Annotated in this window: 22 protein-coding genes; 14 read left to right on the top strand and 8 right to left on the bottom strand. The window is 41.7% G+C overall.

What is annotated here, in order from left to right; genetic code table 11:
- Positions 1–102 precede the first annotated feature (102 nt).
- Together B3P16_RS13815 and B3P16_RS13810 are read left to right on the top strand one after the other, a co-directional pair.
- Positions 103–645, top strand: a complete 543-nt coding sequence (locus B3P16_RS13815; RefSeq protein WP_286843306.1) for a TetR/AcrR family transcriptional regulator — start codon at positions 103–105, stop codon at positions 643–645.
- Between the two features lie 305 nt (positions 646–950).
- Positions 951–2,657: a glycoside hydrolase family 3 protein gene (locus tag B3P16_RS13810; protein WP_286843305.1), complete on the top strand. Its 1,707-nt coding sequence runs from the start codon at positions 951–953 to the stop codon at positions 2,655–2,657.
- A gap of 96 nt (positions 2,658–2,753) precedes the next feature.
- On the opposite strand, the gene B3P16_RS13805 is transcribed toward B3P16_RS13810, so the two are convergent.
- Complete coding sequence (locus B3P16_RS13805) at positions 2,754–4,301, bottom strand: glycoside hydrolase family 10 protein (protein WP_070561357.1); 1,548 nt, start codon at positions 4,299–4,301, stop codon at positions 2,754–2,756.
- A 215-nt stretch (positions 4,302–4,516) separates the two neighbouring features.
- Here B3P16_RS13805 and B3P16_RS13800 point away from each other — a divergent pair, with 215 nt between their 5' ends.
- From B3P16_RS13800 to B3P16_RS13770, 7 genes are all read left to right on the top strand, one after another.
- On the top strand, positions 4,517–5,944 hold the full coding sequence (locus tag B3P16_RS13800) for an L-serine ammonia-lyase (protein WP_286843303.1): 1,428 nt from the start codon (positions 4,517–4,519) through the stop codon (positions 5,942–5,944).
- Positions 5,945–6,020: 76 nt separating this feature from the next.
- Positions 6,021–6,833 carry an MBL fold metallo-hydrolase gene (locus tag B3P16_RS13795; RefSeq protein WP_286767509.1) on the top strand — a complete coding sequence of 271 codons (813 nt, stop codon included), beginning with the start codon at positions 6,021–6,023 and terminating at the stop codon, positions 6,831–6,833.
- Positions 6,834–7,222: 389 nt separating this feature from the next.
- Positions 7,223–7,939: a DUF4198 domain-containing protein gene (locus B3P16_RS13790; protein ID WP_286843301.1), complete on the top strand. Its 717-nt coding sequence runs from the start codon at positions 7,223–7,225 to the stop codon at positions 7,937–7,939.
- Between the two features lie 120 nt (positions 7,940–8,059).
- On the top strand, positions 8,060–10,477 hold the full coding sequence (locus B3P16_RS13785; protein ID WP_112375063.1) for a TonB-dependent siderophore receptor: 2,418 nt from the start codon (positions 8,060–8,062) through the stop codon (positions 10,475–10,477).
- Positions 10,478–10,506: 29 nt separating this feature from the next.
- Positions 10,507–10,839, top strand: coding sequence for a hypothetical protein (locus B3P16_RS13780; RefSeq protein WP_112375062.1), 333 nt, complete (start codon positions 10,507–10,509; stop codon positions 10,837–10,839).
- Between the two features lie 10 nt (positions 10,840–10,849).
- On the top strand, positions 10,850–11,128 hold the full coding sequence (locus B3P16_RS13775) for a hypothetical protein (RefSeq protein ID WP_046672687.1): 279 nt from the start codon (positions 10,850–10,852) through the stop codon (positions 11,126–11,128).
- A 6-nt stretch (positions 11,129–11,134) separates the two neighbouring features.
- Positions 11,135–12,778 (top strand): PepSY-associated TM helix domain-containing protein, encoded by a 1,644-nt coding sequence (locus B3P16_RS13770; RefSeq protein ID WP_286843300.1) that lies wholly within the window; start codon positions 11,135–11,137, stop codon positions 12,776–12,778.
- A 192-nt stretch (positions 12,779–12,970) separates the two neighbouring features.
- Here the strand turns inward: B3P16_RS13770 and B3P16_RS13765 are convergent, their stop codons facing one another.
- A complete protein-coding gene (locus B3P16_RS13765) occupies positions 12,971–14,386 on the bottom strand; it encodes a PLP-dependent aminotransferase family protein (RefSeq protein ID WP_201640018.1) in 1,416 nt (471 codons plus the stop codon).
- Positions 14,387–14,388: 2 nt separating this feature from the next.
- Entirely contained in the window at positions 14,389–14,760 is a 372-nt protein-coding gene (locus tag B3P16_RS13760; protein ID WP_112375059.1) for a hypothetical protein, read from the bottom strand.
- A 173-nt stretch (positions 14,761–14,933) separates the two neighbouring features.
- On the opposite strand from B3P16_RS13760, the gene B3P16_RS13755 reads away from it, so the two are divergent.
- Positions 14,934–16,511, top strand: a complete 1,578-nt coding sequence (locus B3P16_RS13755) for a Na+/H+ antiporter (RefSeq protein WP_286843298.1) — start codon at positions 14,934–14,936, stop codon at positions 16,509–16,511.
- Between the two features lie 76 nt (positions 16,512–16,587).
- Positions 16,588–17,226, top strand: coding sequence for an NAD-dependent epimerase/dehydratase family protein (locus B3P16_RS13750; RefSeq protein WP_286752761.1), 639 nt, complete (start codon positions 16,588–16,590; stop codon positions 17,224–17,226).
- A 99-nt stretch (positions 17,227–17,325) separates the two neighbouring features.
- Here the strand turns inward: B3P16_RS13750 and B3P16_RS13745 are convergent, their stop codons facing one another.
- Genes B3P16_RS13745 through B3P16_RS13735 form a run of 3 tightly spaced genes read right to left on the bottom strand, consistent with a single transcriptional unit; the run spans position 17,326 to position 20,301 of the window.
- Positions 17,326–18,561: a HEPN domain-containing protein gene (locus B3P16_RS13745; protein ID WP_286843296.1), complete on the bottom strand. Its 1,236-nt coding sequence runs from the start codon at positions 18,559–18,561 to the stop codon at positions 17,326–17,328.
- Entirely contained in the window at positions 18,503–19,006 is a 504-nt protein-coding gene (locus B3P16_RS13740; protein WP_286843295.1) for a hypothetical protein, read from the bottom strand. The genes B3P16_RS13745 and B3P16_RS13740 overlap by 59 nt, the downstream gene beginning before the upstream one ends.
- Before the next feature lie 23 nt (positions 19,007–19,029).
- The gene (locus B3P16_RS13735) at positions 19,030–20,301 is read right to left on the bottom strand and encodes a hypothetical protein (protein ID WP_286727417.1); all 1,272 of its coding nucleotides are present in this window, start codon (positions 20,299–20,301) and stop codon (positions 19,030–19,032) included.
- 186 nt (positions 20,302–20,487) lie between these two features.
- On the opposite strand from B3P16_RS13735, the gene B3P16_RS13730 reads away from it, so the two are divergent.
- The 3 genes from B3P16_RS13730 to B3P16_RS13720 all read left to right on the top strand — a co-directional run bounded on the left by B3P16_RS13730 (position 20,488) and on the right by B3P16_RS13720 (position 22,750).
- Positions 20,488–20,904, top strand: coding sequence for a hypothetical protein (locus tag B3P16_RS13730; protein WP_070561335.1), 417 nt, complete (start codon positions 20,488–20,490; stop codon positions 20,902–20,904).
- Between the two features lie 26 nt (positions 20,905–20,930).
- Positions 20,931–21,311, top strand: a complete 381-nt coding sequence (locus B3P16_RS13725) for a hypothetical protein (protein WP_070561333.1) — start codon at positions 20,931–20,933, stop codon at positions 21,309–21,311.
- A 218-nt stretch (positions 21,312–21,529) separates the two neighbouring features.
- Positions 21,530–22,750: a hypothetical protein gene (locus B3P16_RS13720; protein ID WP_286843293.1), complete on the top strand. Its 1,221-nt coding sequence runs from the start codon at positions 21,530–21,532 to the stop codon at positions 22,748–22,750.
- A gap of 183 nt (positions 22,751–22,933) precedes the next feature.
- On the opposite strand, the gene lipB is transcribed toward B3P16_RS13720, so the two are convergent.
- Positions 22,934–23,629: a lipoyl(octanoyl) transferase LipB gene (gene lipB / locus B3P16_RS13715; RefSeq protein WP_070561330.1), complete on the bottom strand. Its 696-nt coding sequence runs from the start codon at positions 23,627–23,629 to the stop codon at positions 22,934–22,936.
- Positions 23,630–23,689: 60 nt separating this feature from the next.
- Positions 23,690–24,880, bottom strand: coding sequence for a GTPase HflX (hflX, locus tag B3P16_RS13710; protein WP_046672676.1), 1,191 nt, complete (start codon positions 24,878–24,880; stop codon positions 23,690–23,692).
- Between the last annotated feature and the right edge of the window lie 302 nt (positions 24,881–25,182).

Below are 25,182 nucleotides of genomic sequence, written 5' to 3'. Positions count from 1 at the left end.
GAATGGAAAGATTAGATATATTTGCAGTAGAATTATAAAATCAACTGAACAAGTCCGTATAACGATCGAGTGATATGCGGATATAGATTAAAAAAATAAAAGATGAAAGAAAGTGTTTTGAGTAGAAAAGAGCGTATTATGAAAGAAGCCTTGTTGCTTTTTTCAGATCAAGGCTATACGAATACCTCTACCAAAACGATTGCCCAAAATGCAGGAGTTTCCGAAGCATTAATCTTTAAACATTTTGGGAATAAAGACGCACTGTTGGTTTATTTGATTAAATCAGGTTATCGTAAGGTTCTTACGCACCACCGCGGAATGATGACCTATCGTGAACCAAGGGAATTTCTGCGCACAATGATCAATCTACCCAATAAATTGGTTACCGCGGAACCCTTATTTTGGAAATTGCAGGAGCGTTTGTCTCATCACCCCTTTTCCAAACAACAGCACGAGCAGTTTATGAAGCCTGTGCAGCCCATTATCCATCGTGCTTTTGAAGATCTGAACTATGAAAATCCAGATCTCGAAACACAATTTCTCTTGTTGATTATCGACAAGCTGTGGAAAAAGGAAGCGATAGGTGAATTGGAAAATGTGATGGAGTTGACGCTGTTTCTAGAGAAAAAATATAACCTGATTTAGCTTAAAAAGCTGAATTATAGTCTTTTCTAAACATCTATTCCTTGATAAAGTTCTTTCGTGCTTATCAAACCGATAATTGAATTGTAATCGTTGGATGGCAGTTGTATTCCGGCGCTGTTATTTTTCTATATATTAAGTGTTAGTATTGCTCCCACCAATTGACATGCGGTATATTTCAGCTCTGCACCTTACGAATTGCTGTTTTATGCGTGTTTATATGAAATTGTTGCAAAAACAATTTCATATTGTCCAAAATAATAACGTCCTTAGTATTTCTATTTTAAATACATTATACAAACTAATTTATGTTCAAAAAACTCGGTCTGGGAATATTGGCATTAGTCGGCACAATTTCTTTTTTGAAAGCTCAGGACAAAAAAGATTTTGTGAAATACATGAACTCCCAGCATGCATGGGTCGATGCGGTATTCAATACGTTGACGCCAAAAGAAAAAGTTGCACAGTTATTTTTGGTTAGGGCACACACCAATTTAGGACAGAAATATATTGACTCCGTAGCTCAGGTTATACAGGACCAACATTTGGGCGGTCTCGTTGTTTTTCAGGGCGGTCCTGTCCGCCATGTTGATATGTTCAATCGGTATCAATCCCTGTCCAAGGTCCCATTGATGGTGACATTTGATGGCGAGTGGGGATTAGGCATGCGTATGCCAGATTCTACTTTGTCGTTCCCTTATCAGATGACTTTAGGGGCCGTTCAGGATAATCAGCTGATTTATCGCATGGGACGTGAGGTTGCTTTAGACTTCCAACGTATAGGTATGCATTTCAATTTTGCCCCTGATGTGGATATCAACAATAACCCTAAAAATCCCGTTATCGGTATCCGCTCCTTCGGTGATAATAAATATAATGTAACCCAGAAAGCTAAAGCGTATATGGACGGTATGGTGGATGGTGGTATCCTGGCTTCCATTAAACACTTCCCGGGGCATGGCGATACAGATGTGGATTCTCATTATGATCTGCCGCAACTACCTTTTGACAAAAAACGCTTGGATACCCTGGAGTTGTATCCGTTCAAAGAGCTTATTAAAGCCGGTGCACCTGCTGTTATGGTGGCCCACATGAATATTCCGAGTTTAGATGACACGCCTAATATGCCATCTTCCATCTCTAAAAAGGTTGTAACCGATCTTTTGCGTAATGAACTTGGCTTTAAAGGACTAACAGTTACTGATGCAATGGACATGAAAGGTGTAAAGAAGTTTTTTCCAAATGGAGAAGCCGACGTACAGGCGATTATTGCAGGGCATGATTTACTTGAAGTGTCGGAGAATAGCAAGCGTGCGATCGATTTGATTGTAAAAGCCATTGAAGAGGGACGCATAGCACAGGCCGATATTGATGCGCGGGTAAAACGAGTGCTTGCCGCTAAGCTCTGGCTTGGTTTAGATAAATATCAGGCGACAGCACAACAGAATCTATATAATGATTTACATCGTGCCTCAGCGGTTCAGCTCATTGACGAACTGTCAAATGCAGCGATCACGGCATTAAATTCTACCGAAAAAATAAAATCATTCAAAAAGGATTTACCTACCGCTATTATCAATATCGGAATTACAGCTAATCAGACTTTCCAGCATGAATTAGCGAGTGCGCTGACCAATGAAACACAATATTTCATCACGGATAGCACAAGTAAGGATGATATCAAGCGTCTTACCAAAGAAATCAAGAAGAACAAACAATTTATTATTGCCGTACACGATACGAGACTTCGTCCACGTCCGACCATGGTATTAAATAAAGATGTTCAGGGCCTGATGAAGAAATTTGCAAAAAAATCAATCCTGACTTTATTTACCAATGCCTATGCTGTGGATGGATTTGAAGCATCCAAAAAAGCAAAAACAATTTTGCTGGCCTATCAAAATGATGCTTTCATGCAGAAAGCGGCAGTGAAAACTATTTTAGGGCAAAATACGCCGAAAGGAAAACTCCCTGTTACGATAAACAAAAAATTTAAATACGGACAGGGGAAATAAAGCATTATAAAATCACACCAACACGGTACCTCTTCCAAAAATGGCCCTCCTGCAATTGCAAAGCCATTTCGGAAGGGGTATTTTTTTTAGCAGCACTTAAATCTCTTCATGGGCGGACCTGCTATCGGATGGCTTACTTTCATTTTTCATACGGTCGATCGCCGTCACGACATATTTATACTTTTGATGCTGTTTGATATCGTCATCGGTATATTGAAGCTTATCCCCATCAAAGGTGATAAAAATGATTTTTCCAGGGTCTTTAATGTTTACTTTTTCATCGAGGTTGAACCGATAGATCACATAGCCATAAGCCGACTCCCCATCATTGGCCACATCGGGTTTTTGCCAAAATAAGGTGTTCATTTTACCATTGGCCGAATTTTTCACCAGAAGACCGAAGGGGGCATTGGGTGGGATACTATCTAACCAAGGCATTGTAGGGGGTAAAGCCGGTGTACGGTACAGGTCATTTCGCATGGAATCCTGCAATCCAACAAGATTGTCCGTAAGTGATTTGGAACTGAAATAAATACTTCCCTCCACATCGTGCTCCTCCCTTAAGTGGCGTACCTGTCTGGGGATCTGACTACGGTCTGTCCAGCCGATTTTATTTTCGGTAACACGATAAGCTCCATGCCCGACATAAAAGTGACGGCCATAGGTGTGTTTCTGCCACCAGTCAACCAAGATCTCATAGGCTGCTGCGCGATTTTTGAATGGAAAGTAGATCTGTGGATTGATATAATCGATCCAACCTTCCTGCATCCATTTGACACCGTCAGCATACAGTTCCCGGTAAGCGCTCAGACCACGGGTATCTGATCCGGCACTGTTATTTTCTTTGTTGTCCCATACCCCACAAGGACTAATGCCATATTTGACATATGGTTTTATCTTTTTGATGGCAACACCAAGATCGTGCACCAGTACGTTGACATTGTTGCGTCGCCAGTCGTCAATTTTCTCGATCCCATTATTATATTGACCAAAGGTAATCTGATCCGGTACCGGTGTATTTCTGCTATCGGGATAGGGGTAAAAATAATCATCGAAATGAATGCCATCTACATCGTAGTTTTTGACCACATCCATGATGACATCAATAATATATTTGCGAACTTCCGGAATACCGGGGTTGAAAAGCTTCTTGCCAGCATAGGTGAAGAACCATTCCGGGTGACGCTTGGTAATATGCTCATCCGAAAAATGGGCCGGATTTAATGTTGTCGAAGCACGATACGGATTGAACCAGGCATGTAGTTCCATTCCTCTCTTGTGGGCCTCGGTGATGGCAAACTCCAAGGGGTCATAAAATGGCGAAGGTGGTAATCCCTGTTTCCCGGTTAGATATCTACTCCATGGTTCTCTGCCCTTCGCGTAAAATGCGTCGGCAGCCGGACGTACCTGCAAAATAATGGCATTCAGTCCCGCGCTGCGGTGCTGGTCCAATAAATCAATAAACTCCTGTTTTTGCTGTGCGACATTATTGCCCGCTTTGACAGAGGGCCAGTCTATATTACCTATGGTTGCAACCCACACGCCACGAAACTCCCGCTTAGGTAGTTGCTGGGAATACGTTCTAATCGAAAATAAACAGATAACAATGGTAAAAAAAGAATATAAATATGTTTTTCCCGTCATTCTATAAATTATAGCCAACAAAGATAGGGAAGCATTTCTTACTTTTTCCCTAAAAAATGTAAGATGTTTGTTGGATACTTGTTAAAAGAACCTGAGCTTGGTTTTCAAATTGATAATAATGCAAATACAAGTAACATTGTACTTTATTTGTGCTAATTTAGATGCGGTTTTCACAAAAGCAATGGCTTGATCGGCTGACCGCAATAAAAAAGATTATGAGCAAAGAACAAATATCCGTTTTTGACATGTTTAAGATTGGTATAGGACCCTCGAGTTCGCATACCTTGGGACCTTGGCGTGCAGCCCAGCAATTTACAGCTGTTCTCAGGTCAAAAGGTGTCTTGCATGAAGTCGAACAAGTCAAAATCCTGCTGTATGGTTCTTTGGCCAAAACCGGTGCTGGACATGGTACCGATATTGCTGTGCTCCTGGGACTAAGTGGAGATGATCCGGTTACCTTTGATGTCAATAGCGTGATGCCCAAAGTCGAGCATATTAAGACAGTCGGCGAACTGGAAGTCGCTGGCGAACGGACGATTCCTTTTTCCTATCCGGAAGACCTCTTGTTTCTATATGCGGAAAGTTTACCTTTTCACCCCAACGCAGTGACCTTTCAGGCATTCCTATCCAATGGTAAGGCAATGACCGAAACCTATTATTCGATAGGGGGTGGTTTTGTGGTGCAGGAAAATGATACTGAAGGTGTTTTGTCTGAAGTGGACCTTCCGTTTCCTGTCGATACTGCACAGGAACTCTTGCATTGGACGATGAAAACGGGTCTGAAAATCTCGGAGCTGGTCCTTGAAAATGAATGTGCATGGCGTGAAGAAAGTGAAACCGTGGCAGGCGTTTTGAATATTTATAAAACAATACATGAATGTATCTACCGCGGCTGTCATACTGGCGGGACATTACCTGGGGGCTTAAATGTCGAACGTAGAGCAGCCAAGCTAAACAAGAAGTTAATGCAGGGACGAAGTTATCAAGATTATGAGTCCTGGGTAGCGGCCATTCGCGAGGGCGGCCAAAACTTTCAATATATTCTGGATTGGGTAAGTTGTTTTGCACTTGCCGTAAATGAGGAGAACGCCTCTTTCGGGCGTGTGGTTACAGCACCTACCAATGGAGCCTCAGGCGTTATCCCAGCAGTATTGCAATATTACATTACTTTCCACGACGGAATGCGTGAAAATAAAATTATCCAATTTATTCTTACCGCATCCGAGATCGGATCGATATTTAAGAAAAATGCAACCATTTCAGCCGCAATGGGCGGTTGTCAGGCCGAGATTGGCGTTTCATCAGCGATGGCAGCCGGGGCGCTGACAGAAGTGCTGGGCGGATCACAGCGCCAGGTGCTGATGGCTGCCGAGATTGCCATGGAACATCACCTCGGATTGACATGCGATCCAATCGGTGGACTGGTACAAATTCCATGCATCGAACGTAACACAATGGGAGCCATCAAGGCAATTACTGCTGCACAATTGGCACTGCAATCGAATCCGGATAAAGCAAAAGTAAGTTTGGATACGGTGGTTAAAACTATGTGGGAGACTGCTTTGGATATGAATGCCAAATATAAGGAAACAGCAGACGGTGGATTGGCCGTCAATATTCCATTGAGTTTGCCGGAATGTTAATGACTGCCGAAGTTTTCTCGTTTTTCGTATCTTTGACGCGGTAAAATAGATTTATTCTTATAAATAGCGTAAACGAATGAAATATTGTGCAATCGCCTCCGGAAGTAATGGGAACTGTTATTATGTCGCTAAAGATGATTCTGCTATCCTGATAGATGCTGGAATCAACAGCAAGCATATGCACCTGCGGATGTACAACCTGGGTATTTTACCGACTCAGATCAAAGCAATTTTCATTACCCATGAACATTCTGATCATATTAGGGGCCTATCTGTATTTGCCAAAAAATATAATTTACCGGTTTATATTACCAAGGGGAGTTACGATGGTACCCGTTTGCATCTTCCATCCCATTTGGTCCATATCATTTCTCCTAATCAGGTTGTTGAAATTGGAGGGCTTAAGGTGTATGGTATTCCCAAATATCACGATGCCAAAGAACCCTGCAGCTTTCTTGTCTCAGATGGAACATACAATATCGGTGTCCTGACAGATATTGGACGACCTTGCGAAAATGTGCAGCATGTTATTCAACATTCGGATGTTTTGCTCCTGGAATCAAATTATGACGAGGAGATGTTGCGTACAGGACGCTATTCCTATTTTCTGAAAAATCGGATCAGCAGTGGTTGGGGACACTTGTCAAATCGTGTTGCCGTCGAACTGTTTAACGCCTATAAAACCGACCGTCTTAAACATCTTATCCTCACTCACCTCTCCGGCGAAAATAATACCGTCGATCTGGTACAGCAAACTTTCGAACCACATTGCGAACGTATCCAGCTACATGTCGCGACACGTTACCAGGAAACAGAATTATTCGACCTGAAACTTGTGCTGGAAAACCATGTGGCATCTTTTTCAATCCTTTCCGCACTCTCTTCCTAACTAACAACGCTCTTTTTGTTCGCTGTATTTCTTCAGTTAAAGCGTAAGAATACTGTAAAATGAAAAAATTAGTTGTTTTAAAAAGATTTCCTGTTATATTTGCTTTGTTTTTAATCAGTCTAAATAATATCTTTTATACTTATTTGGACAACAAGAAACAAAAAACACCATGTAATAGACGGCAATCTATCACATGGCGTTAATCTACATACAGCGGCAACTGCATGTAGATGACTGAAACAGCACGCTGTGTCAGTTACTCCCGATATACGATATGGAAGAACTTGCAAGATAACGAATTTTATTATTTTATTCGTTGTTAAGCATATGCAAAACCTGCAAATTCTCCCATAATAAGTTGAAGAAAACTAAACATCAATCAACATATTATGAAAATTTTAATTTCATTTTTTACATTCCTTACGGTATTACTGTGTAGTCACTCTAGTCATGCCCATGCCCTTTGGATTGAATCATCTTCTTATGGAACGTTAAACCAATCCCATGAAGTCAAGGTATATTACGGCGAGTTTGCAACGAATGAAAGAGATCAGGTCGACAAATGGTACTCCGACGTGAAGGACTTCTCATTAATGTTGCATGCCCCGGGACAGGAACCCGTCAAGCTTCAATTGACGAATCAAGGCGATCACTTTAGCGGTTCATTCCAACCTACAGCAGCCGGAACCTATTTCCTATCCATTGTTAAAGCACCTAAAGATCTAGGCGGTAAAACGAAATATGAATTTTCTTCCTTAGTGCCTGTTATCGTAGGAAAGTCTGCAACACTCGATTATAAAAATGTAAAAAGCCCATTGCAAATTGAGTTGCTTGGTGCGGCTAACGCAAAAAAGGGGCAACGTATACAAGCAAAGATCACCAGCTTCGGCAAAGCTGTTCCACAGGCCAAAGTTTCTGTTTTTTCGACTACCGGTTGGGGAAAAGAGTTTGTTGCGGACGAGCATGGCATCCTGACATTTGACGCAATATGGGCTGGTCCATACGTCTTGGAAGCAAGTACGTTTGCTGAAACTGCAGGTGAACATGAAGGGAAAGCCTATGCTTCGGCATGGCAGGGAAGTACAACTTTCATTACCGTCAAATAATCGCAGCTATAGCGCAGACAGCATAAGGATCTATCTGAAACGATGGCAACACCAATGGGTCCTTACAAAAAAATATCTAAGAAAAATCTACTATAATAAAACATCTACCATACTACATTCATGAATAAAACTTTATCCTTTTTGGCTATTCCTATGATTAGTTCGGTCTTTTCTGTTGCACAAGCACAGACGAACAAAGTCATTGAAGGAATTCTTATCAATGAAAAATCCGAACCTATCACAGGAGCGACAGTAAAATTAACTAATACAGGTGTGACCACCAGCACAGATAGTGAGGGGCATTTCGCTTTTCATAAGCTTTCATCCAAAACCTACCATATCGAGATTAAAGCGATCGGTTACGGTAAGCATACGATGGAAGTGAACGTAACAGATGAGACGGCAAACCTTGGTCCCATTATCTTAAAGGACCAATCGCAAGCTATTGACGAAGTTGCGGTTTATGGTAAATACTATGAGCATTATAAGTTTGACAGTATCTCCGGATCGTTACGCCTTAAAACACCAATCCTAGAGCTGCCTCAAAATATACAGGTTATTTCTTCCGATTTAATGGCAGATCAACAGGTTTTCGACATTGTTGATGGTATTACGCGTAATGTTAGTGGCGCAACACGTCAGGGCCATTGGGACAACCAATATGCCAATATCCGTATGCGTGGCTCTAAGATCCCTGCATTCCGTAATGGGATGAACATTGAAGCTTCTTGGGGGCCTACAGCCGAAGATGCAAGTATGATCGAACGGATCGAATTTGTAAAAGGACCAGCCGGTTTTATGCTTGCCAATGGCGAACCTGGCGGCTTTTATAATGTGGTAACAAAAAAACCTACCGGTAATACCAAGGGGTCTGTTACCCTGAATACAGGGAGCTTCAGTACCTATCGCGCTGCCGTTGACTTGGATGGTAAATTGCGCAAAGATGGCAAACTGCTTTACCGTCTGAATGTGGCCGGACAACAAAAAGATTTTTTTACAAAATATAATTACAGTAACCGGCTTGTTATAGCGCCAGTGGTTACCTATAAAGTAGATTCTTTGACGAACTTAACATTTGAATACACCTACCAAGGGTCTACCTACCTATCAAATGGTAATTATACGTTCTCACCCAAAGGATTTGCCGATCCGGGTATTGCCAATGACTTCTTCTATGGTGATCCCTCCATGGAGCCCGGAAAGCTAAAAGACCATAGTGCCTATATTTACCTGGATCGCAAACTAAACGAAAACTGGAAATTGCATGCACAGATGGCCTATTTCAATTTTGATATGAAAGCCACCAGTACATGGCTGAATTACATGAAAGCCAATGGCGATATGCCACGTTATTACAGTATTGCCGACGAACATGGTGAAAATAGTTTTGGTCAGGTTTCTTTAAACGGAGAAGAATATACCGGAAGCGTTCGTCATCGGATTTTGGTGGGAGCCGACTATGGTAATAAGAAGTTCTGGGGCGATTTTAGAACGATTTTAGATTCGATTCCTTCAGCTCCGCTCAACGTCTATGATCCTAAATACGGTATTCCAGGCAGTGTATTCCCTACGCTGGATCGTTCGCAGAGTGTAAAGGTCCGTGCGGGCGGTAGCAACTACGTGACTTCAACAAACTATATGTCATTCTACGCGCACGATGAATTGGCGTTCCTGGAAGAGAAATTGCGTTTATCGCTTGGCTTACGCTATACAATTAATGAGACCATAGGAAAAACGTCTGTAGCTGACAGAACCGATAAAGCATTTACGCCGAGGGTAGGGTTGAGCTATTCGATCGATAAATCCATGAGTGTATATGGCTTGTTTGATCAATCTTTTGTTCCTGTCGCTGGTACCGACTGGGAAGGTAATGCTTTCAAACCAATACGCGGAAATGATTTAGAAGCAGGTGTTAAGAAAGAGTGGATGGGTGGAAAATGGATCTCCACGTTAAGTGCCTACACTATTGCCCGTAAAAATGCGCTGGTAGCTGACCCCGATCCGAGTCACGTCGTTAATGGTGTGTCATTCCAGACCCAATTGGGAGAAACCAGAAGCAAGGGTATCGAATTTGATGTCACCGGTGAAATTATTAAGGGGCTGAATGTGAATGCAAATTATGCCTTGACAGATTCGAAGATCTCCAAAGATACCAAAGAAGAAAATATAGGTAATATCACTCCGAATACGGCCAAACATACAGCCAATGCATTTGTATCCTATCGTATTCAGGATGGGAAAGTGCGTGGACTTGGCTTTATGGGAAGTGTTCAGGGAATGTTTGACCGTGCAGTTGGGACAACAAAAGAAAGTAATTTCAAGAATTATCTGCGTACCGATGCAGGCATCAGCTATCAAAAAGGGAAGTATGCCATTTCGGTCGTAATCAATAATGTGTTGGACAACCGCAAATTGCTGACTGCTGGATCGATCTCCAAAGCAAGTGCGGCCGTTCAGAAGCTCGGTGGTGTGGATTATTATTCCTATATCGTCGAAGCCAGACGTAACTTCCGCATGGGAGTGACCTATAAATTTTAACGGACCGATCCAGATAAATTATAGAATCGATGTATAGTACACTGTTAATCGTTATACTCATGGGAGCCTATCTTTTTTACAACACGAGCAAAAAGGTGAAGTTTGGCCCTAGACCACAATGGCTCGAAAAATTGTGCGCACAAACGAAGTTTGTGCGCACATTGAGCATGCTACTGTTGATCTTTCCATTTATAGCTGTTCTTTATCTGCAAGGCTTTGGAGCAGGTTTTTTTGCTTTTTTTGCCTATTTCATGTGCATGATGTGTCTTGTGGTCCTATTAAATCCTTATCGCTATTTCAAATTATACCCAATTATGGGATTGTATGTATTTAGCCTTTGTGTTGAATTATTGATTTCTTAACCGATTAAATATGCCTGCTAATAAAAAATACCTCAGTACGCCCTTTCAGCGATTCCTGAAAATTACAGCCGGATTTATCGGTGGTTATGTCGTCATGATCTCTTTCCACGTGTTGGTCACTCATATTTTTGAGAAAAAGGATGTTGTTGCCACGGCTTGCTTCACGGGCTATCTCCTATGGGCAGTACTGCTCTTATTGGCCTTTCTTGCTAAGAGTGGATGGAAAATATGGGGGATATATTTAGTGTTGGCTGTCCTTTTCTCCCTGCCCTATTTCTTCAAACTGTAAGTCATCATGAATAACCGAAATTATAATATTTACTTCAATACACATACCATTAGCGGCATTATCATCTGCGCCATCCTCTATGTGATATTTTTTGCCGGATCATTTGCATTTTTTAGAAACGAAATCGCTGCCTGGCAGAATAACACGTCGTATAAGACTTATCGCGAAGATCATAAAAACGTTGATCATTTGCTCGACTCACTCAAAGGACAAACAAATTTGCATGGACGCGATATTACCTTTTATATGCACCGGGAAGGGACTTCAGCCTACGTGGGCTTGAGTGCATCCAACGATAGTATACTCAATAAAGAAAACCTGGCGAAGATCACGCCTGAACAAAAAGCTGCAAAAAAGAATAGCCGCAGAAGGGGTGGAGATGATGATTCAAAGAACTTTACCTATAATTTTACCAATAAAAAGGCTGGAGACTATGTGCAGAATTACGATATGGGCGAGTTTTTATTTCGTTTGCATTTCTTGGCCCAGCTCAATCAGGTGCCGATTCGGGTAGGCATAGCGCCATTTGGTTATCTTATTGCAGGTATTACCGCTTTTATTTTTCTGTTTGCCCTTATTACCGGGTTATTGCTGCATTGGGATAAGATCGTCTCAAATTTCTTTGTGTTCAGACCCTTCAGTAAATGGAAAACGGTATGGACCGATATGCACACCGCATTGGGCGTCATTGGTTTTCCGTTTCAATTTATCTTCGCGGTAACAGGTACGTTCTTGATCATCAATTCAGTACTCGCTTTGCCGCTGAGCAAGTTGTTGTATGATGGTGATCAGCAAAAAATGTATCAGGAGATGGGGGTTAGTGCCGAAACCAATTTTCCTTATACCTACAAACCTTTAAATGCAGACATTAATATCGCTCCATTTTTAGATCTGGCAAAACACAAATGGCCGGAAGCCGATTTTCAGCGTATTACGATCAAAAACTACGCAGACTCCAATATGCATGTTATCATGGAGCTGGAACCGCATTTTAACAAAAGCTTTGCTGGCTCGGGGCTGTTGTCTGTGCGAGCGGCCGACAATAAAGTTGTTGCCGAGAAATCACCAGTTAGCGATGCTAGCTATGCAGATGGGGTGCGCAGCATTATATACCGGTTGCATTATGGCGATTATGGAGGCTATCCGCTCAAGATGGTGTACTTTATTTTGGGAGTTATGGGGTGTCTTGTTATTATCTCGGGTATATTGATCTGGTTGGTAGCGCGTGACAAAAACAACGTAATTCCACGAAAACGAAAATTCAATTTCTGGGCGGCCAATATTTTCACGGCAATATGTTTGACGATGTTACCTGTCACTGCATTGACTTTCATTGCTATTAAATTGAGCCCTGAGGTCAATCAGGATTTTATATACCGCGTTTATTTCTATAGCTGGCTCCTATTTTCACTGTATTACATTATCCGGAGAAGCATACGCAGAACCAATCGCGAAACATTGCTGGTTGGAAGCATATTGGCATTTTTTATTCCACTTGCCAATGGTTTTATGACTGGTAACTGGATCTGGGATACCTTCCGCAATGGACAGCGGGATATTTTCGTCGTCGACTTTTTATGGCTGATGATCGGTATAATTGGTGTAATCGCCTATAACAAGACTAAAAAATTCTTTGAGACGATTCGTTAACAAAGATTCTTTTCTCTCTGCGAAGTGTATACACTTTGTTTTTTGATTCCAAGGGTGCTCACAAGGTGCCCTTGGAACGTTTATAGGGTACGGCTTAAATACCTTTAAGGTCAGATCCTGGTAGACAACGCCTCATGGCGCAGAGCAATTCTTATCCAAGGATACCATACTGATGATCGCGGAAATTTCCTCTTACAATACAGCCTTAAAAAATCGGCCGAGGCGCATCAGATCCTGTGCTGTCTTTTCGTTCCAGTCCACAGCATAGTTAAGCCGAATACAGTTCTTAAACTGATCGTGCTGTGTAAACATCCTTCCCGGTGCAAAACTCAACTTTTGCCTAAGCGCATAATCGTAGAGCACCGTTGAGTCTATCTTTTTGTCCAGCTCTAACCAAAGTACAAAGCCACCTTCGGGCTGCGACATTTTGGTATTTTCCGGAAAATGGGCCTCAATGCTGTTTCTAAAATTGACATAATTGCTGTACAGTTTTTTTCTGAAGCTATTGAGGTGGTGGTCGTACCGGCCGATCTGTAAGAATTTGGAAACAGCTTCCTGGTAAATTGCAGGCTGCGAAATCGTTTGTATGAGCTTTTGTTTTAGGATCTTATCTTTGTATTGCCCGGGCTCAACCCAACCGAGCCGAAAACTTGGGGCTAATACTTTGGTAAATGATCCACACCACATCACCAGTCCCTCTTCGTCAAAATATTTGCATGGTTTGGGCCGTGACGAACCGAAATAGATGTTTCCATATAGGTCGTCTTCAATCAATGGAATATGGTGGTGTGCGAGCAGTTTGACAAGCTCTTTCTTGTGCTCCTCAGGCATGAGTGCGCCCAATGGATTGCTAAAGTTGGTGACAAAACAACAGACATCAATTTTATGAATAACTTTTTTCAGGGCATCCAATTCAATTCCCGTAATAGGGTGGGTCGGAATCTCGATGGTCTTGAGGCCCAGTAGTTGAAAAGCCTGAATAAAGCCAAAGTAAAGGGGGCTTTCTACCGCTATGGTGTCGCCGGGTTTAGTGACGGCACGAAGGCAGCTGTAGATGGCATTCATGGCGCCCGACGTGATAATAAGATCCTCGTCACTTATTTTTCCCTCAAGTACCAATGACCATTTGGCAATTTCTTTCCGTAAGCTCGGACTTCCCTGTACCTGTCCATATTGATCACCGTAATCATGCAGCTCATGAACCGACTCTATAATGCATCGATTGAGTTTCTGAATCGGAAGTAATGATGCACTGGGTAAACCCAGTGAAAAGCGTGTAATTTCCTTGTCTTCCAGGGAGTGGAAAACTTTATCGATCAATGCCGCGGGATCTTGTTTCTTTTCGTCGATTTTGAAGGTAGAAATGGACGGGATAGCCATCCGACGAAGCCCGGATCGGCTAACGAAATAGCCTGATTTGGGGCGTGATTCAATGAGCGATCGACTCTCTAGTTCCATATAGGCACTTTTTGCCGTATTTAAACTTACATTGTATAATTTCTGAGCGCTGCGGACAGAAGGTAAACGATCGCCATAGACCAAGGAACCATTTTTGATCTGGTTTTCAACAATATTGGCTATTTTTTTATATAACAGTTGCTGTTCCATCCTTATGCTAATTTACTGTTTCTGTTTTGATTTAACCAGTTATTATATCGGCGGATTCCTTTTCTGAGCGATTCTTCCGAACCAAATAGGTTCATCAACTGTTGCTCAAAGAAGGATTGCGCTTTGTTCATAAATACGTTGGAAAGCGTATCCGAAATAGGACCGTCGTAGGTCATTTCGACCGACAGTAAATTCTTTCTGCAGAGTATTACAGACGAAAAGGCTTTTAATTGATTGCCTTGGTCGAGCACCAGGAAAGGCATGCTTATGCGTGCTGTATCTACCTGCTTTTTGTTTTGTATTTCTTTGATAAGCGCTAAATCAGAAAGATCCACTTGTCTGATCAGATACGGTTGATGTGCAGTTGTCGCCATAAGAATAAATCTTTTTGCTAATTTAAGTAGGGTACAGGATGCTGTTTAGGTACAGAGTGCCGTTAAAATAGGGGTACAGAAAAAAATTAGGTTGTCCGGTGATTTTTGTAATTTCCATTTGAGATCTTTACACTACGAAAAGGATATCTCCGGATCTATAATTATGAAGTAGTATGCACAGCTTATTTCCTTTATTTATCGCAATGATTGCGATCATCGTATTGATCGAAATGTGGGCGACCAAACTACGGGTAGCCTATCCCATTCTCTTGGTTCTGGCGGGGCTATTCATTAGTTTTATTCCCACTTTGCCCGTAGTGACGATTGATCCGGACGTCATCTTTCTCATTTTTCTACCGCCCTTGCTTTGCGAGGCTTCTTGGTCAATTTCGTTTAAGGAGATGAAGAAATGGTGGCGTATTATCGGGAGTTTTGCCTTCTTGGTTGTATTCTTTACGGCACTTTCTGTCGCGGTTGTTGCCAATTATTATATACCGGGGTTTACACTAGCGTTGGGCTTTCTGCTGGGAGGCATTGTGTCACCGCCAGATGCTGTCAGCACAGGAGCGATTATGAAATTTGTGAAAGTTCCCAAAGCTACTTCTGCGATCCTGGAAGGCGAAAGCCTATTAAATGATGCTTCTTCCTTGATCATTGTACGTTTTGCTCTTATTGCTGTTGGGACAGGTCAATTTGTATGGGGACAAGCTGCGGTATCCTTTATCTGGATGCTGGTCGGTGGTGTGGGTATTGGCCTGTTATTGGGTTGGTTTTTTATACAGGCACACAAGCGTCTACCGACAGATGCGCCCTCGGATATTGCACTTACCTTGATTGAACCTTACTTTATGTATTGGATCGCAGAGCAATTTCATAGCTCAGGGGTGTTGGCTGTCGTTGCCGGTGGCCTTTTGATGTCCGGTCAGCGGCTGACATTTCTCAATAGTACGAGCCGGGTGCGGGGGCTGAGTGTCTGGGAGAGTTTTGTATTTATCCTGAACGGTATCGTATTTTTTATTATTGGATTAGATCTTCCGGAGATTGTTGCGGGTTTGCGGTCCAATGGAACGTCGCTGTTGGAAGCCATCGGGTACGGTCTTTTGGTAACGGGAGTATTGATCCTTGCCCGTATTATCAGCTCGTATGCAGCCATGATTGCTACCCTTATTTTTCGCCCGGGTGTGGCGCCAAGATCGAGATCTACCAAACAGCGTTTTCTAATGCCTCTTTTGTTGGGCTGGACCGGCATGCGTGGTGTGGTGTCATTGGCAGCAGCATTATCCATTCCTGTCGTTATGAATGGTGTGGCTATTCCGCAGCGAAACCTGATCTTATTTATCACCTTTGTCGTGATCTTATCCACGCTCTTGATACAAGGGCTTACCTTGCCCTACTTAATCAGAAGGACTAGGCTGTTCGAAACGTTTGAAGAAGAGCCCGAAGAGCAGGTCCGAAGTCGCATGAAGCAAGGATTGAAACATCATGTTTACCAATTTCTGAAAGATAAACATGAGAAAGAACTGCACAACCGTGATGTTATGGACCGCATTTTGAAACATTGGGAGGAAAAGGTGAATGCGGCCGATGATTCCTGGATGAATGAAAAAGCGAAAGTGATATTTATGGAGCTTTTGGATGTGCAACGGGAATATCTTCAGAAGCTAAACTGCGAGTCGACCATTGATGAGGGGATTGTTCGTTCGCAGTTATATCAACTGGACTTGGAAGAAGAGCGGTTGCGGCGGATTTAGTCATAGAATTTTATAAATGCCTCAGGGCAATAATGTATTTTTAACTAAAGGTTCCAATGAGGAGCCATGCTGAAATATGAAGGTAATTATAACAGGAGCCACCGGAATGGTTGGCGAAGGCGTTTTGCTGGAATGTCTACAAAATGAAAAGGTAACAGCCGTGCTGAGCATTTCCCGTCGGACTGCTGCCATTCAGCATCCAAAATTAAAGGAACTTTTGGTCGAAGACTTTACTAAACTCTCGCTATTTAGAGATGCGATTGCAGGCTATGATGCCTGCTTTTACTGTGCTGGCGTGAGTTCTGTGGGAATGAAAGAAGACAAGTACCGTTATATTACTTATGATACAACACTAGCTTTTGCAAAGTCCCTGCTGGAAATCAATTCGGAGATCAGTTTTATTTATGTTTCCGGAGGAAGCACCGATAGTACGGAGCAAGGCAAAGTGATGTGGGCTAGGGTTAAGGGTAAAACAGAGAATGATCTTGCCAAATTACCGTTCAAAAAGGAGTATAACTTTAGACCAGGAGCAATGACGACTGTTTCAGGGCAAAAGCATGCCAATCCCTTTGCTTTTGTGGCCAAAATAATCAAATTTTTTGCCCCTTCAGCAGTACTTTCCCTACATGAAGTCGGACGTGCCATGATACATGCAGTGGAAAGAGATAACGTTAAGAATATATTGGAGATTAAAGATATTCGGGCCCTTGCTTGACCGCTTTGTTAAATATTTATATAGCAATCGGAATAATCCCGATTATTTGCAAATTATTTGACATAATTATAATTGGTTTATTCCTTCATAAGCGGCCTTCTATTCAACTTGTTCGACCAGCTGTTGGCTAGAAATTTTCTCGAAATAGCTTTCCATCTCTTGGTTACACCTTTCTATAAACGTTTTTGTGCGTTTTTGCAATTCTATAATTGTTAGTGGATTTCCTTTATAATTTGCATTATATCTAAATTCCTGCTGTGCTTCCGTAATGTTTTTGAAGGCGTTAAGCTGATCTTGATGATCCAAGCAAAAAATGAAGTAGGCATCAGGAACTATCAATTTGCAGAGTTGCATGAGGAAAGTAAGGTTGACCCGTTGCGGTTTGTATTGAAGTACGGTATTGATTACGCCAAGACAAACTTGTTCCAGCGCTTGAGATAGCATAAAATATACGGCCTCTATACTTATTGCCGAGCAGTATTCCTCATAAGGCAAGTATAATGTGCGCGCATTATTATAGCGCGTCTTCCATTGTTGACGTACATAATCTAGATTTAGCTGTGGGGCAACGATGCTTTCCAGATCGATATTGGCCATGGATGTATTTTGCAACCAGATGTCACCTGCTTTCAGGAGTGAAAGAAAAAAGGGATGACCCTTTGAAAACTGTTTGCTGAAAACGGCTGAGTTTTCCAGGGCCAGCGTGAGCGACACATTGTTGGGAAGCATATCCGCAATGAATTGTGTTAAATTATTGAGTTCGCCATTTAAAGTCTCATAAGCAACAAAAATATAGTAGGAATGGGTGATGTGGTCCTTTTTGGCTCTTTGGAGCGCATTATGGTGTCTGTGATAATCAGAGTCATAACCAAAACAAGCAACCAAAGCAGGTGTACAATAACATTCAATTGCATTAAGAATAAGATCCCGAAAATTGGAGTTACAATAATCTTTTTTGTATATATCATTGTTATTTTTGTAATTTTCAACTTCGTTATTACTATTTTGAAGAATGGTTAGTTTTACCCTTATTTCTTCGTAGAGAAGATTGGAATAATCGTATATCCAGTTTAATGTATTGATCGCAATCTGATAGGCTGTTTCTAATACATCTTCATCGATAAAATAACCAAAGTGATATCGATAGTCGATGTAAGCCTTGTTAATTTTCTCCAAAGCTTGTTTTTTTTCGTTATTATCGGCTAGTGTACCGAGGCGATCGTCGAAAGCTCTGAGATAGTTTATATGGTTTTTTAAGGAATGGGACTTCTTATCCTCAACAACGAGGATATTTTCGGATGTTCGAAATGCAAGCTCCAAAGCTTGATGTAGCATGAATGCTGCGTTTATGCTCAAAATAGAAATTGTAGCCATCAATAAAAGATCGAATCTTGCTCTTTTCCTTTTCGATATATGTCCGTGTTTTTTCGATGACTTCGTCACTTTTATTATTGGGTAAGACAAGGGGAATCTCTTGCACAGGATTCTGATAAATGCGGTTTTCAGGTTGGCAAATAAGATAGGCCCGGCCTAAACCTTGATCCACTTTTTGTTGTATTTCGTGCGTGAAGTTCACATTGATATACACATTGGGATAGGAGCCAACAGTTTTGTTTATCAGACTGTTGGCGTCGGAAAATCGAATTCCGGCATTTGAGGTAAGATTGACCTGTAGCATCTGATACTTTTTACCATCGTGGTCAAAAGTCCATTGGTAGATTTCATCGACAGCAACAGCACGAAGGATTGCCTCGATAATAGGGTTAATATCGGTATTCATAATATGGGTTGAATAAATGGAGGTTATATTTTTGTTTCTATTGGAGCTATTTGTTCTTGATTGGGGAATTCTATCTCTTCAGAAAAAGCTGTTAAATAGGCCAGTTCTAATATTTTGATCATAGTCTGGTAAATTCGTGTACTGTAGTCTGAATAGGCACCGGTATATCGGTTTTTGGCGAGGCCATAGTTGATCCATTCATACAAGATTTCATTCCATTCTTGCTGATCGTATGTTTTAACTGTTGCCAATAGTGCTGACAAAGGATTGTCTAATTCTTCATTCGATACATAATAAAGTATAATCTCCTCTTTTGCATGCCTAATCAAAATTGATTGGCATTCGGGCAATATCGAAAATGAATTGTCCATACAGACTGGAAGAATAGGGGATTCCTCAGATTTATTGGATAACATTTCTAATAAGGAGTAAAGACAGGCGTAGTTAAAGAGTAGATGTGCCCCCGAAAATTTACTGTTTTCATGATCAGCAGACCAGAATTTTTTTTCGTCGATGACCGTTTTGTACCAATATCGGATATCTTCTCGCCAGCCATTTAGATCGTCTCTATCAAAGAAATCTTTTAATGCTGAGACGGAGTAAGATTGGGAAGCAAGCCAGTCGGGCAATATAATGCGTTTTTTTGGATGAAGTATTTCGTCTTCTGTTTCGTCCAAAGATTGCTGGGTTTGGCGCTGCGCATCTGTAATGTCTTCTTGATTTTCTATAACATTGTTTGGAAGTATTTGATCTTCATAGATCTTTCCGAGAGCAGCAGCTAGGCGCAGTAGGAATTCTTTTATAGCAAGAATTTCATGGCCGTTGTCGCCTAAAAAGCCATTATCTCTGTCTCCTAAACTTATCCATAAATCATCAAGAATGTTGTACCATTGTTGTAAAGACTCATAAGAAAAAAAACGGCTAATGCTGTCTGCTGCAGTATCAATATTGCTTGCCGATGAGTCTATTGCTAATAGCTGATTCCAGTAGTCTGAAACGCCTTTGTTGAACTTCAGCGGTTGTTCTATTGTTTTTAGTTTACATTTCCTAAAAATAACATAGGCCAATTCCACCTGTTCAATTAATTTTCTAGTGAGATATCCGGTAGAGGAACGTGGTGGGTTCATCTTTGCGTTTGAAGCCGCGTTAATTAGCGTATTTAGGTCCGCTAACCAGTCACGTATGGATGTTTCGCTTTCAAAGAACCCAATGAGATATTTCATCGGATCGTCGATGTGTTCTTGGGTTAAATAGCGAAAATGTTTCGCTTTTAGTTTCTTTTGCGTATTTTTCATCAGATTATATGTTTTAAAGTTGATGAAACTGCTGCTTGGGCTCATAATGATCTGTGCACTGATCTATAGCCCTGTTGGTTTCATTTGTTAGTTTTTGGTGAATGATGTGTTTATAATTATCAATAGTTAAACTAATTTAAACACTAATTTTCAATTAATCAAATTTTATATTGATAATTATTGATTATGAGTTCTTTTTTAACGAGAATTAAAGTTATTGCAGATCGAGAAGGACTGAGCGTGACAGCCTTTGAAACTGCCGTTGGAGCTAGTAGAGGCGTATTTACACGTGCCTTAACCAACAATACAGATGTACAGGCGAAATGGTTAGTTAGTATTGTTGAAAAATATCCTGCATATTCTTCCGAATGGTTGTTAAAAGGCGAAGGTGAGATGCTAAAGCCCGTTCTTGCTCAGGAAGAAGAAAAGGAGGGTTATGTGACAAATGAAATTGAGGGCGTTACTAATGCCGTTGTCAACTCCTTAAGACAGGTTATATCGTCACAAAATATCACAATTAAATCTCAGGAGAAGACAATTATTTCGTTGGAGCGATTATTGTCGATTCAAGAGCAAGAAATAAAATCGTTAAGAAATAAATAAACAGCCAACATTTAAAAAAGCTATAAGTGAATGTAAAGGAACGTGTGCTGCTGATCGCTGAAACCAAAGGCATCAGTAAGACCGAATTTTTCAAAGATGTGCAACTTTCCTATGCAAACTTTAAGGGAGGGCAGAAAAATACTGCACTCAGTTCAGATGCTATGGTGGCTATACTGTCCAAACATCCTGACATTAGCCCAGCCTGGTTGCTCATGGGTGAAGGGACTATGATGCGAAAGGATGAGAAGGGGGCACTCAGTGCTCTACCTGCCGAAACAGCTCATGTCACTGCCGAAGGTCTTGGTATTTATAAACAGCTGGTTAATGCCTTAGAGCAAACGGTCAAGGCACAGGAAAAAACAATCCTCTCATTGGAAGGTCAGGTAAGTTTATTACAGCGCAAATAGCCACATTGCGTAGTTTAGAAACCAAACAATCTCCTGCCCAAAAAAATACCTGATTCCGGTGATTTCATTGGCCTCCTTTTTGTATTAATTTCGTTATTGCAACGGTGCGTGTTTGACCGGTAGCCAGGAAAAGTTTCTGTTGCATTTATTGATGTCTCGTTCCCTGCTGTTGATCGCAATGGAGCGACCACTGGTCATGTATTCAAAGAATTAATTTTATGCCAAAAAAAGGATTACTCATACTCTGCTTTTTTGTTAGTTGGTTTGTGCATCACGCAGTAGGACAGCCAGCGGGTCAACGGCCACTTTATACCTCAACATGGGGGCACCTTTTCCGTGAAGCAGGAAATAATAAAGACCTCTTGGGAGTTTTTCCAACAGAGGCACCTGTGTATCTGTTGGATTCCACCAACACGCAGTACAAAGTGCAGGTGAATAATGGGGATATCGGTTTTATAGACCGTCAGCCTCTGAAAAGTGCCATGGATGGAAAAAGGTCTGCCGGAGAACCACAACAATATTTCTATCGCGGAACCGAAGGCGCTCAATGCCCACATTTCTATGTACAGGTCTCGCAATTGCGCGTGCGTAAGGCACCCAATACCACAAGTACCGCTGTGCGTAGGGCGGGGCTCAATGAAATGGTATGTATCGATTATGTGCCGCTCTACACAGATGGATGGGTCTACATCGGAGACCACTTCCATGAAAATCCGGAGTACATTCAGATGAAATTTTTGGGTGCTGAGTTAAGCTATGACAAGGTCCTTAAAGAATATTTGGCTGTCAAAGGGAAGGACCAGGAGGAAGAACTGATACAGGCAGGCCGTCTACGTGAAATCGGCTGGACGAAGTATTCCAAGTTAAAACAGGCGCTTACCTATTGGAAGGAATCTTACGACAAAGCGGGAAAAGTGGACCCCAAGGTTGATATCGATTTTGAACTGTTAATGGCCGATAAATTTCAACATGAGTTCCAGTCCGAAGTGTACGCAAAGAAACTGAAGGCCTTAAACTTCCATTTCGAATGGAAAGGAGTGTCTTTATTTGATGGTAAAATCACAGATGGACAAATGAAGCAACTGGCGCTGCAGCGGGTTACCGAAATCCCCGATATGCCCGAATGTGGCTGGGAGCCGCGGTATTATTATAAAACACCGAATATGATCGTTGCCTTTGAAGAAAATTATAAAGGCAAAGTGGTCGGAACCTTGTATAAGCTATTTTTTAGTGCGGGTGAAGCTATTGTGTTGGGGGACCAGCGGATGGATGCCAATTATGCGGAAAGAGACTTTGTAAACCACTTTGGTGAACTGCTTTCGGCAGACTGGATTTCAACGCCACATACTTTCTATATTCAAAATGGCGATGCAGGATTATTTATTTTCAGATTTGTTGATGGGAAACTCGCCAGCTATGAGTGTATGTATTATTGTTGATATTCGGAAATAGCGTCGGGGTCACGTAAAGACCTCCAAGTGTCTGAAAATGTCCCTCGTTTGTGTCTTTAGTAGGGGTTTTATTAACCATGAGGAACAGGGATGCTCAAAAAAGTAAGGCCCTTTGAAAGGAGATTAAAATTCCGCTTTCAAAGGGCCTTTGTATGTTATTGAAAACTTAAATTACACTATTTGCATTTCAAAGAGTTGGGCAATATGGCCTTTAAGTTTCCCTTTCACGTCTTCCATATCAACTTCTTTGCCAAGCTCCCGTTTTAAAGACGTTACATCCTTATCGTCGATGCCGCAAGGAATGATGTTGCCGAAATAATCAAGATCTGTATTGACATTGAATGCGAAGCCATGCATGGTCACCCAGCGTGAAGCACGCACGCCCATTGCACAGATCTTGCGTGCAGTTGGTTTATCCGGTTCTATCCATACTCCCGTAAACCCGGGATATCTCCCTGCTTCGATACCATAATCCGCACAGGTCAATATGATAGCTTCTTCCAGTGTACGCAGATACAGATGGATATCCGTAAAGAAGTTGTCGAGATCCAGTATCGGATAACCGACAATCTGTCCCGGACCATGATAGGTAATGTCGCCACCACGGTTGATCTTGTAGAATTTGGCCTCTTTCTCTTCCAGTCCTTTCTCATCTAGGAGCAGGTATTCCTCGTGCCCGCTTTTCCCTAAGGTGTAAACATGGGGATGTGCTGTAAAGATCAAGTAATTTGGGGTATTTGCTGCTGTTGCATTGACTCTATTGTCATGTTTGATGTCCAATACGCCCTTAAAGATGGATTCTTGTCTGTCCCAGGCTTCCTGATAATCGACAAGGCCCCAATCTTGAAACTGCACCTCTTTGTTCATTTCGTATTTTATTAAGCTGTGAACAGGTATAAGGCCCGTTCACAGCATTGTTTGTCAAAATTAATACAATAAGTTATTGTAAGGGTAGCGTTCATTGTGCATTTTCACAATAATATCGTAAAGTTTTTGTTTGAACTCTTCGATATTCGTTTTATTCGTTGCTGATAGAAAGATTGCTGGATCAGAATTTTTTGCCATCCAGGAATTACGAAAATCATCCAACGTGACCTCGATTTCCTCACCATCGTGTCCTTCTTCGACGGCCGGTTTATAAAGGTCAATTTTGTTGAACACTGTAATCACCGGTTTGTCAAGTGCTTTAAGGTCCTTCAATGTTTCGTTTACCGCCTGGATATGATCTTCAAAATTCGGATGCGAGATGTCGACCACATGGATCAGGACATCGGCTTCCCGAACTTCATCCAATGTGGATTTGAAACATTCCACCAGGTGGTGTGGCAGTTTGCGGATAAAACCAACGGTATCTGAAAGCAAAAAAGGAAGGTTGTCGATCACAACTTTACGTACCGTCGTATCCAATGTTGCGAAAAGTTTATTCTCGATCAGTACATCAGACTTCGAGATCATATTCATGATCGTTGATTTTCCGACATTGGTGTAACCTACCAAAGCTACACGGATCATCTCGCCACGGTTTTTTCGTTGTGTCTCGTTTTGCTTGTCGATTGCTTTTAGGCGTTCTTTGAACAGGGAAATCTTGTCCAGGATGATCCGTCTATCGGTCTCGATCTGTGACTCCCCCGGACCACGCATACCAATACCCCCGCGCTGACGTTCCAAGTGGGTCCACATACGGGTCAGACGTGGTAATAGATATTGCAGCTGTGCCAATTCGACCTGTGTCTTTGCCTGAGCAGTTTTGGCATGTCGGGCAAAGATGTCCAGGATAAGGTTGGAGCGGTCCAATATTTTGCGTTTCAATTCTTTCTCAATATTACGCAGCTGCGAAGGTGAAAGCTCATCGTCGAAAACAACGATGTCAATTTCCTCCGCTTCAACGTATGCTTTTATTTCTTCCAGCTTTCCACTGCCGACAAATGTAGCGCGATCTGGGAAGCCCAGTTTCTGTGTAAACATGCCTTTGGTCTCGCCACCGGCAGTCTGTACCAAAAATTCAAGTTCCTCCAAATATTCCTTTGCTTTTGTCTCCGTCACACTTGGCGTGATCACACTCACCAAGACGGCTGTTTCGGGTTTTATTGCTGTATCGTGTATTTTAATTCTGGCCATTTTGTACTATTAAGTCTTTCAAGTGAAGTAGGGAGGTCATTAAGCTTTGCAATGTATGCTATTGCCTACCTCTTGTTATACGTTCACTTTTTAAATTATTTTCAATGAGCTTGTAAGCCCGGTTTTTGTTTGAAAAGGTAAATTTAAGAATTTATGCGTTTGTACACCACACAAGACTGATGCCGATTATGACATAATTCTCCATTAACCAATAAATTTCCTGTGATTTGCTTACCAGGGCAACTCAAAATATGTAAGCGTTCGGTCGCCATCTTTTGCCTAGTAAAAGAAGGGATATTTTT

It is taken from the genome of Sphingobacterium sp. UBA7631, from assembly GCF_002483935.1.
GTDB classification, from domain to species: domain Bacteria; phylum Bacteroidota; class Bacteroidia; order Sphingobacteriales; family Sphingobacteriaceae; genus Sphingobacterium; species Sphingobacterium multivorum.
The sequence above is the reverse complement of the archived record's forward strand: the minus strand, read 5'-3'. Positions and strand labels throughout refer to the sequence as shown.

What these genes read in the sequence shown, in the direction of transcription:
- B3P16_RS13815 (WP_286843306.1), top strand. Translation starts at nt 103, where the DNA reads ATGAAAGAAAGTGTTTTGAGTAGAAAAGAGCGTATTATGAAAGAAGCC.
- B3P16_RS13810 (WP_286843305.1), top strand. Translation starts at nt 951, where the DNA reads ATGTTCAAAAAACTCGGTCTGGGAATATTGGCATTAGTCGGCACAATT.
- B3P16_RS13805 (WP_070561357.1), bottom strand. Translation starts at nt 4,301, where the DNA reads ATGACGGGAAAAACATATTTATATTCTTTTTTTACCATTGTTATCTGT.
- B3P16_RS13800 (WP_286843303.1), top strand. Translation starts at nt 4,517, where the DNA reads ATGAGCAAAGAACAAATATCCGTTTTTGACATGTTTAAGATTGGTATA.
- B3P16_RS13795 (WP_286767509.1), top strand. Translation starts at nt 6,021, where the DNA reads ATGAAATATTGTGCAATCGCCTCCGGAAGTAATGGGAACTGTTATTAT.
- B3P16_RS13790 (WP_286843301.1), top strand. Translation starts at nt 7,223, where the DNA reads ATGAAAATTTTAATTTCATTTTTTACATTCCTTACGGTATTACTGTGT.
- B3P16_RS13785 (WP_112375063.1), top strand. Translation starts at nt 8,060, where the DNA reads ATGAATAAAACTTTATCCTTTTTGGCTATTCCTATGATTAGTTCGGTC.
- B3P16_RS13780 (WP_112375062.1), top strand. Translation starts at nt 10,507, where the DNA reads ATGTATAGTACACTGTTAATCGTTATACTCATGGGAGCCTATCTTTTT.
- B3P16_RS13775 (WP_046672687.1), top strand. Translation starts at nt 10,850, where the DNA reads ATGCCTGCTAATAAAAAATACCTCAGTACGCCCTTTCAGCGATTCCTG.
- B3P16_RS13770 (WP_286843300.1), top strand. Translation starts at nt 11,135, where the DNA reads ATGAATAACCGAAATTATAATATTTACTTCAATACACATACCATTAGC.
- B3P16_RS13765 (WP_201640018.1), bottom strand. Translation starts at nt 14,386, where the DNA reads ATGGAACAGCAACTGTTATATAAAAAAATAGCCAATATTGTTGAAAAC.
- B3P16_RS13760 (WP_112375059.1), bottom strand. Translation starts at nt 14,760, where the DNA reads ATGGCGACAACTGCACATCAACCGTATCTGATCAGACAAGTGGATCTT.
- B3P16_RS13755 (WP_286843298.1), top strand. Translation starts at nt 14,934, where the DNA reads ATGCACAGCTTATTTCCTTTATTTATCGCAATGATTGCGATCATCGTA.
- B3P16_RS13750 (WP_286752761.1), top strand. Translation starts at nt 16,588, where the DNA reads ATGAAGGTAATTATAACAGGAGCCACCGGAATGGTTGGCGAAGGCGTT.
- B3P16_RS13745 (WP_286843296.1), bottom strand. Translation starts at nt 18,561, where the DNA reads ATGCTACATCAAGCTTTGGAGCTTGCATTTCGAACATCCGAAAATATC.
- B3P16_RS13740 (WP_286843295.1), bottom strand. Translation starts at nt 19,006, where the DNA reads ATGAATACCGATATTAACCCTATTATCGAGGCAATCCTTCGTGCTGTT.
- B3P16_RS13735 (WP_286727417.1), bottom strand. Translation starts at nt 20,301, where the DNA reads ATGAAAAATACGCAAAAGAAACTAAAAGCGAAACATTTTCGCTATTTA.
- B3P16_RS13730 (WP_070561335.1), top strand. Translation starts at nt 20,488, where the DNA reads ATGAGTTCTTTTTTAACGAGAATTAAAGTTATTGCAGATCGAGAAGGA.
- B3P16_RS13720 (WP_286843293.1), top strand. Translation starts at nt 21,530, where the DNA reads ATGCCAAAAAAAGGATTACTCATACTCTGCTTTTTTGTTAGTTGGTTT.
- lipB (WP_070561330.1), bottom strand. Translation starts at nt 23,629, where the DNA reads ATGAACAAAGAGGTGCAGTTTCAAGATTGGGGCCTTGTCGATTATCAG.
- hflX (WP_046672676.1), bottom strand. Translation starts at nt 24,880, where the DNA reads ATGGCCAGAATTAAAATACACGATACAGCAATAAAACCCGAAACAGCC.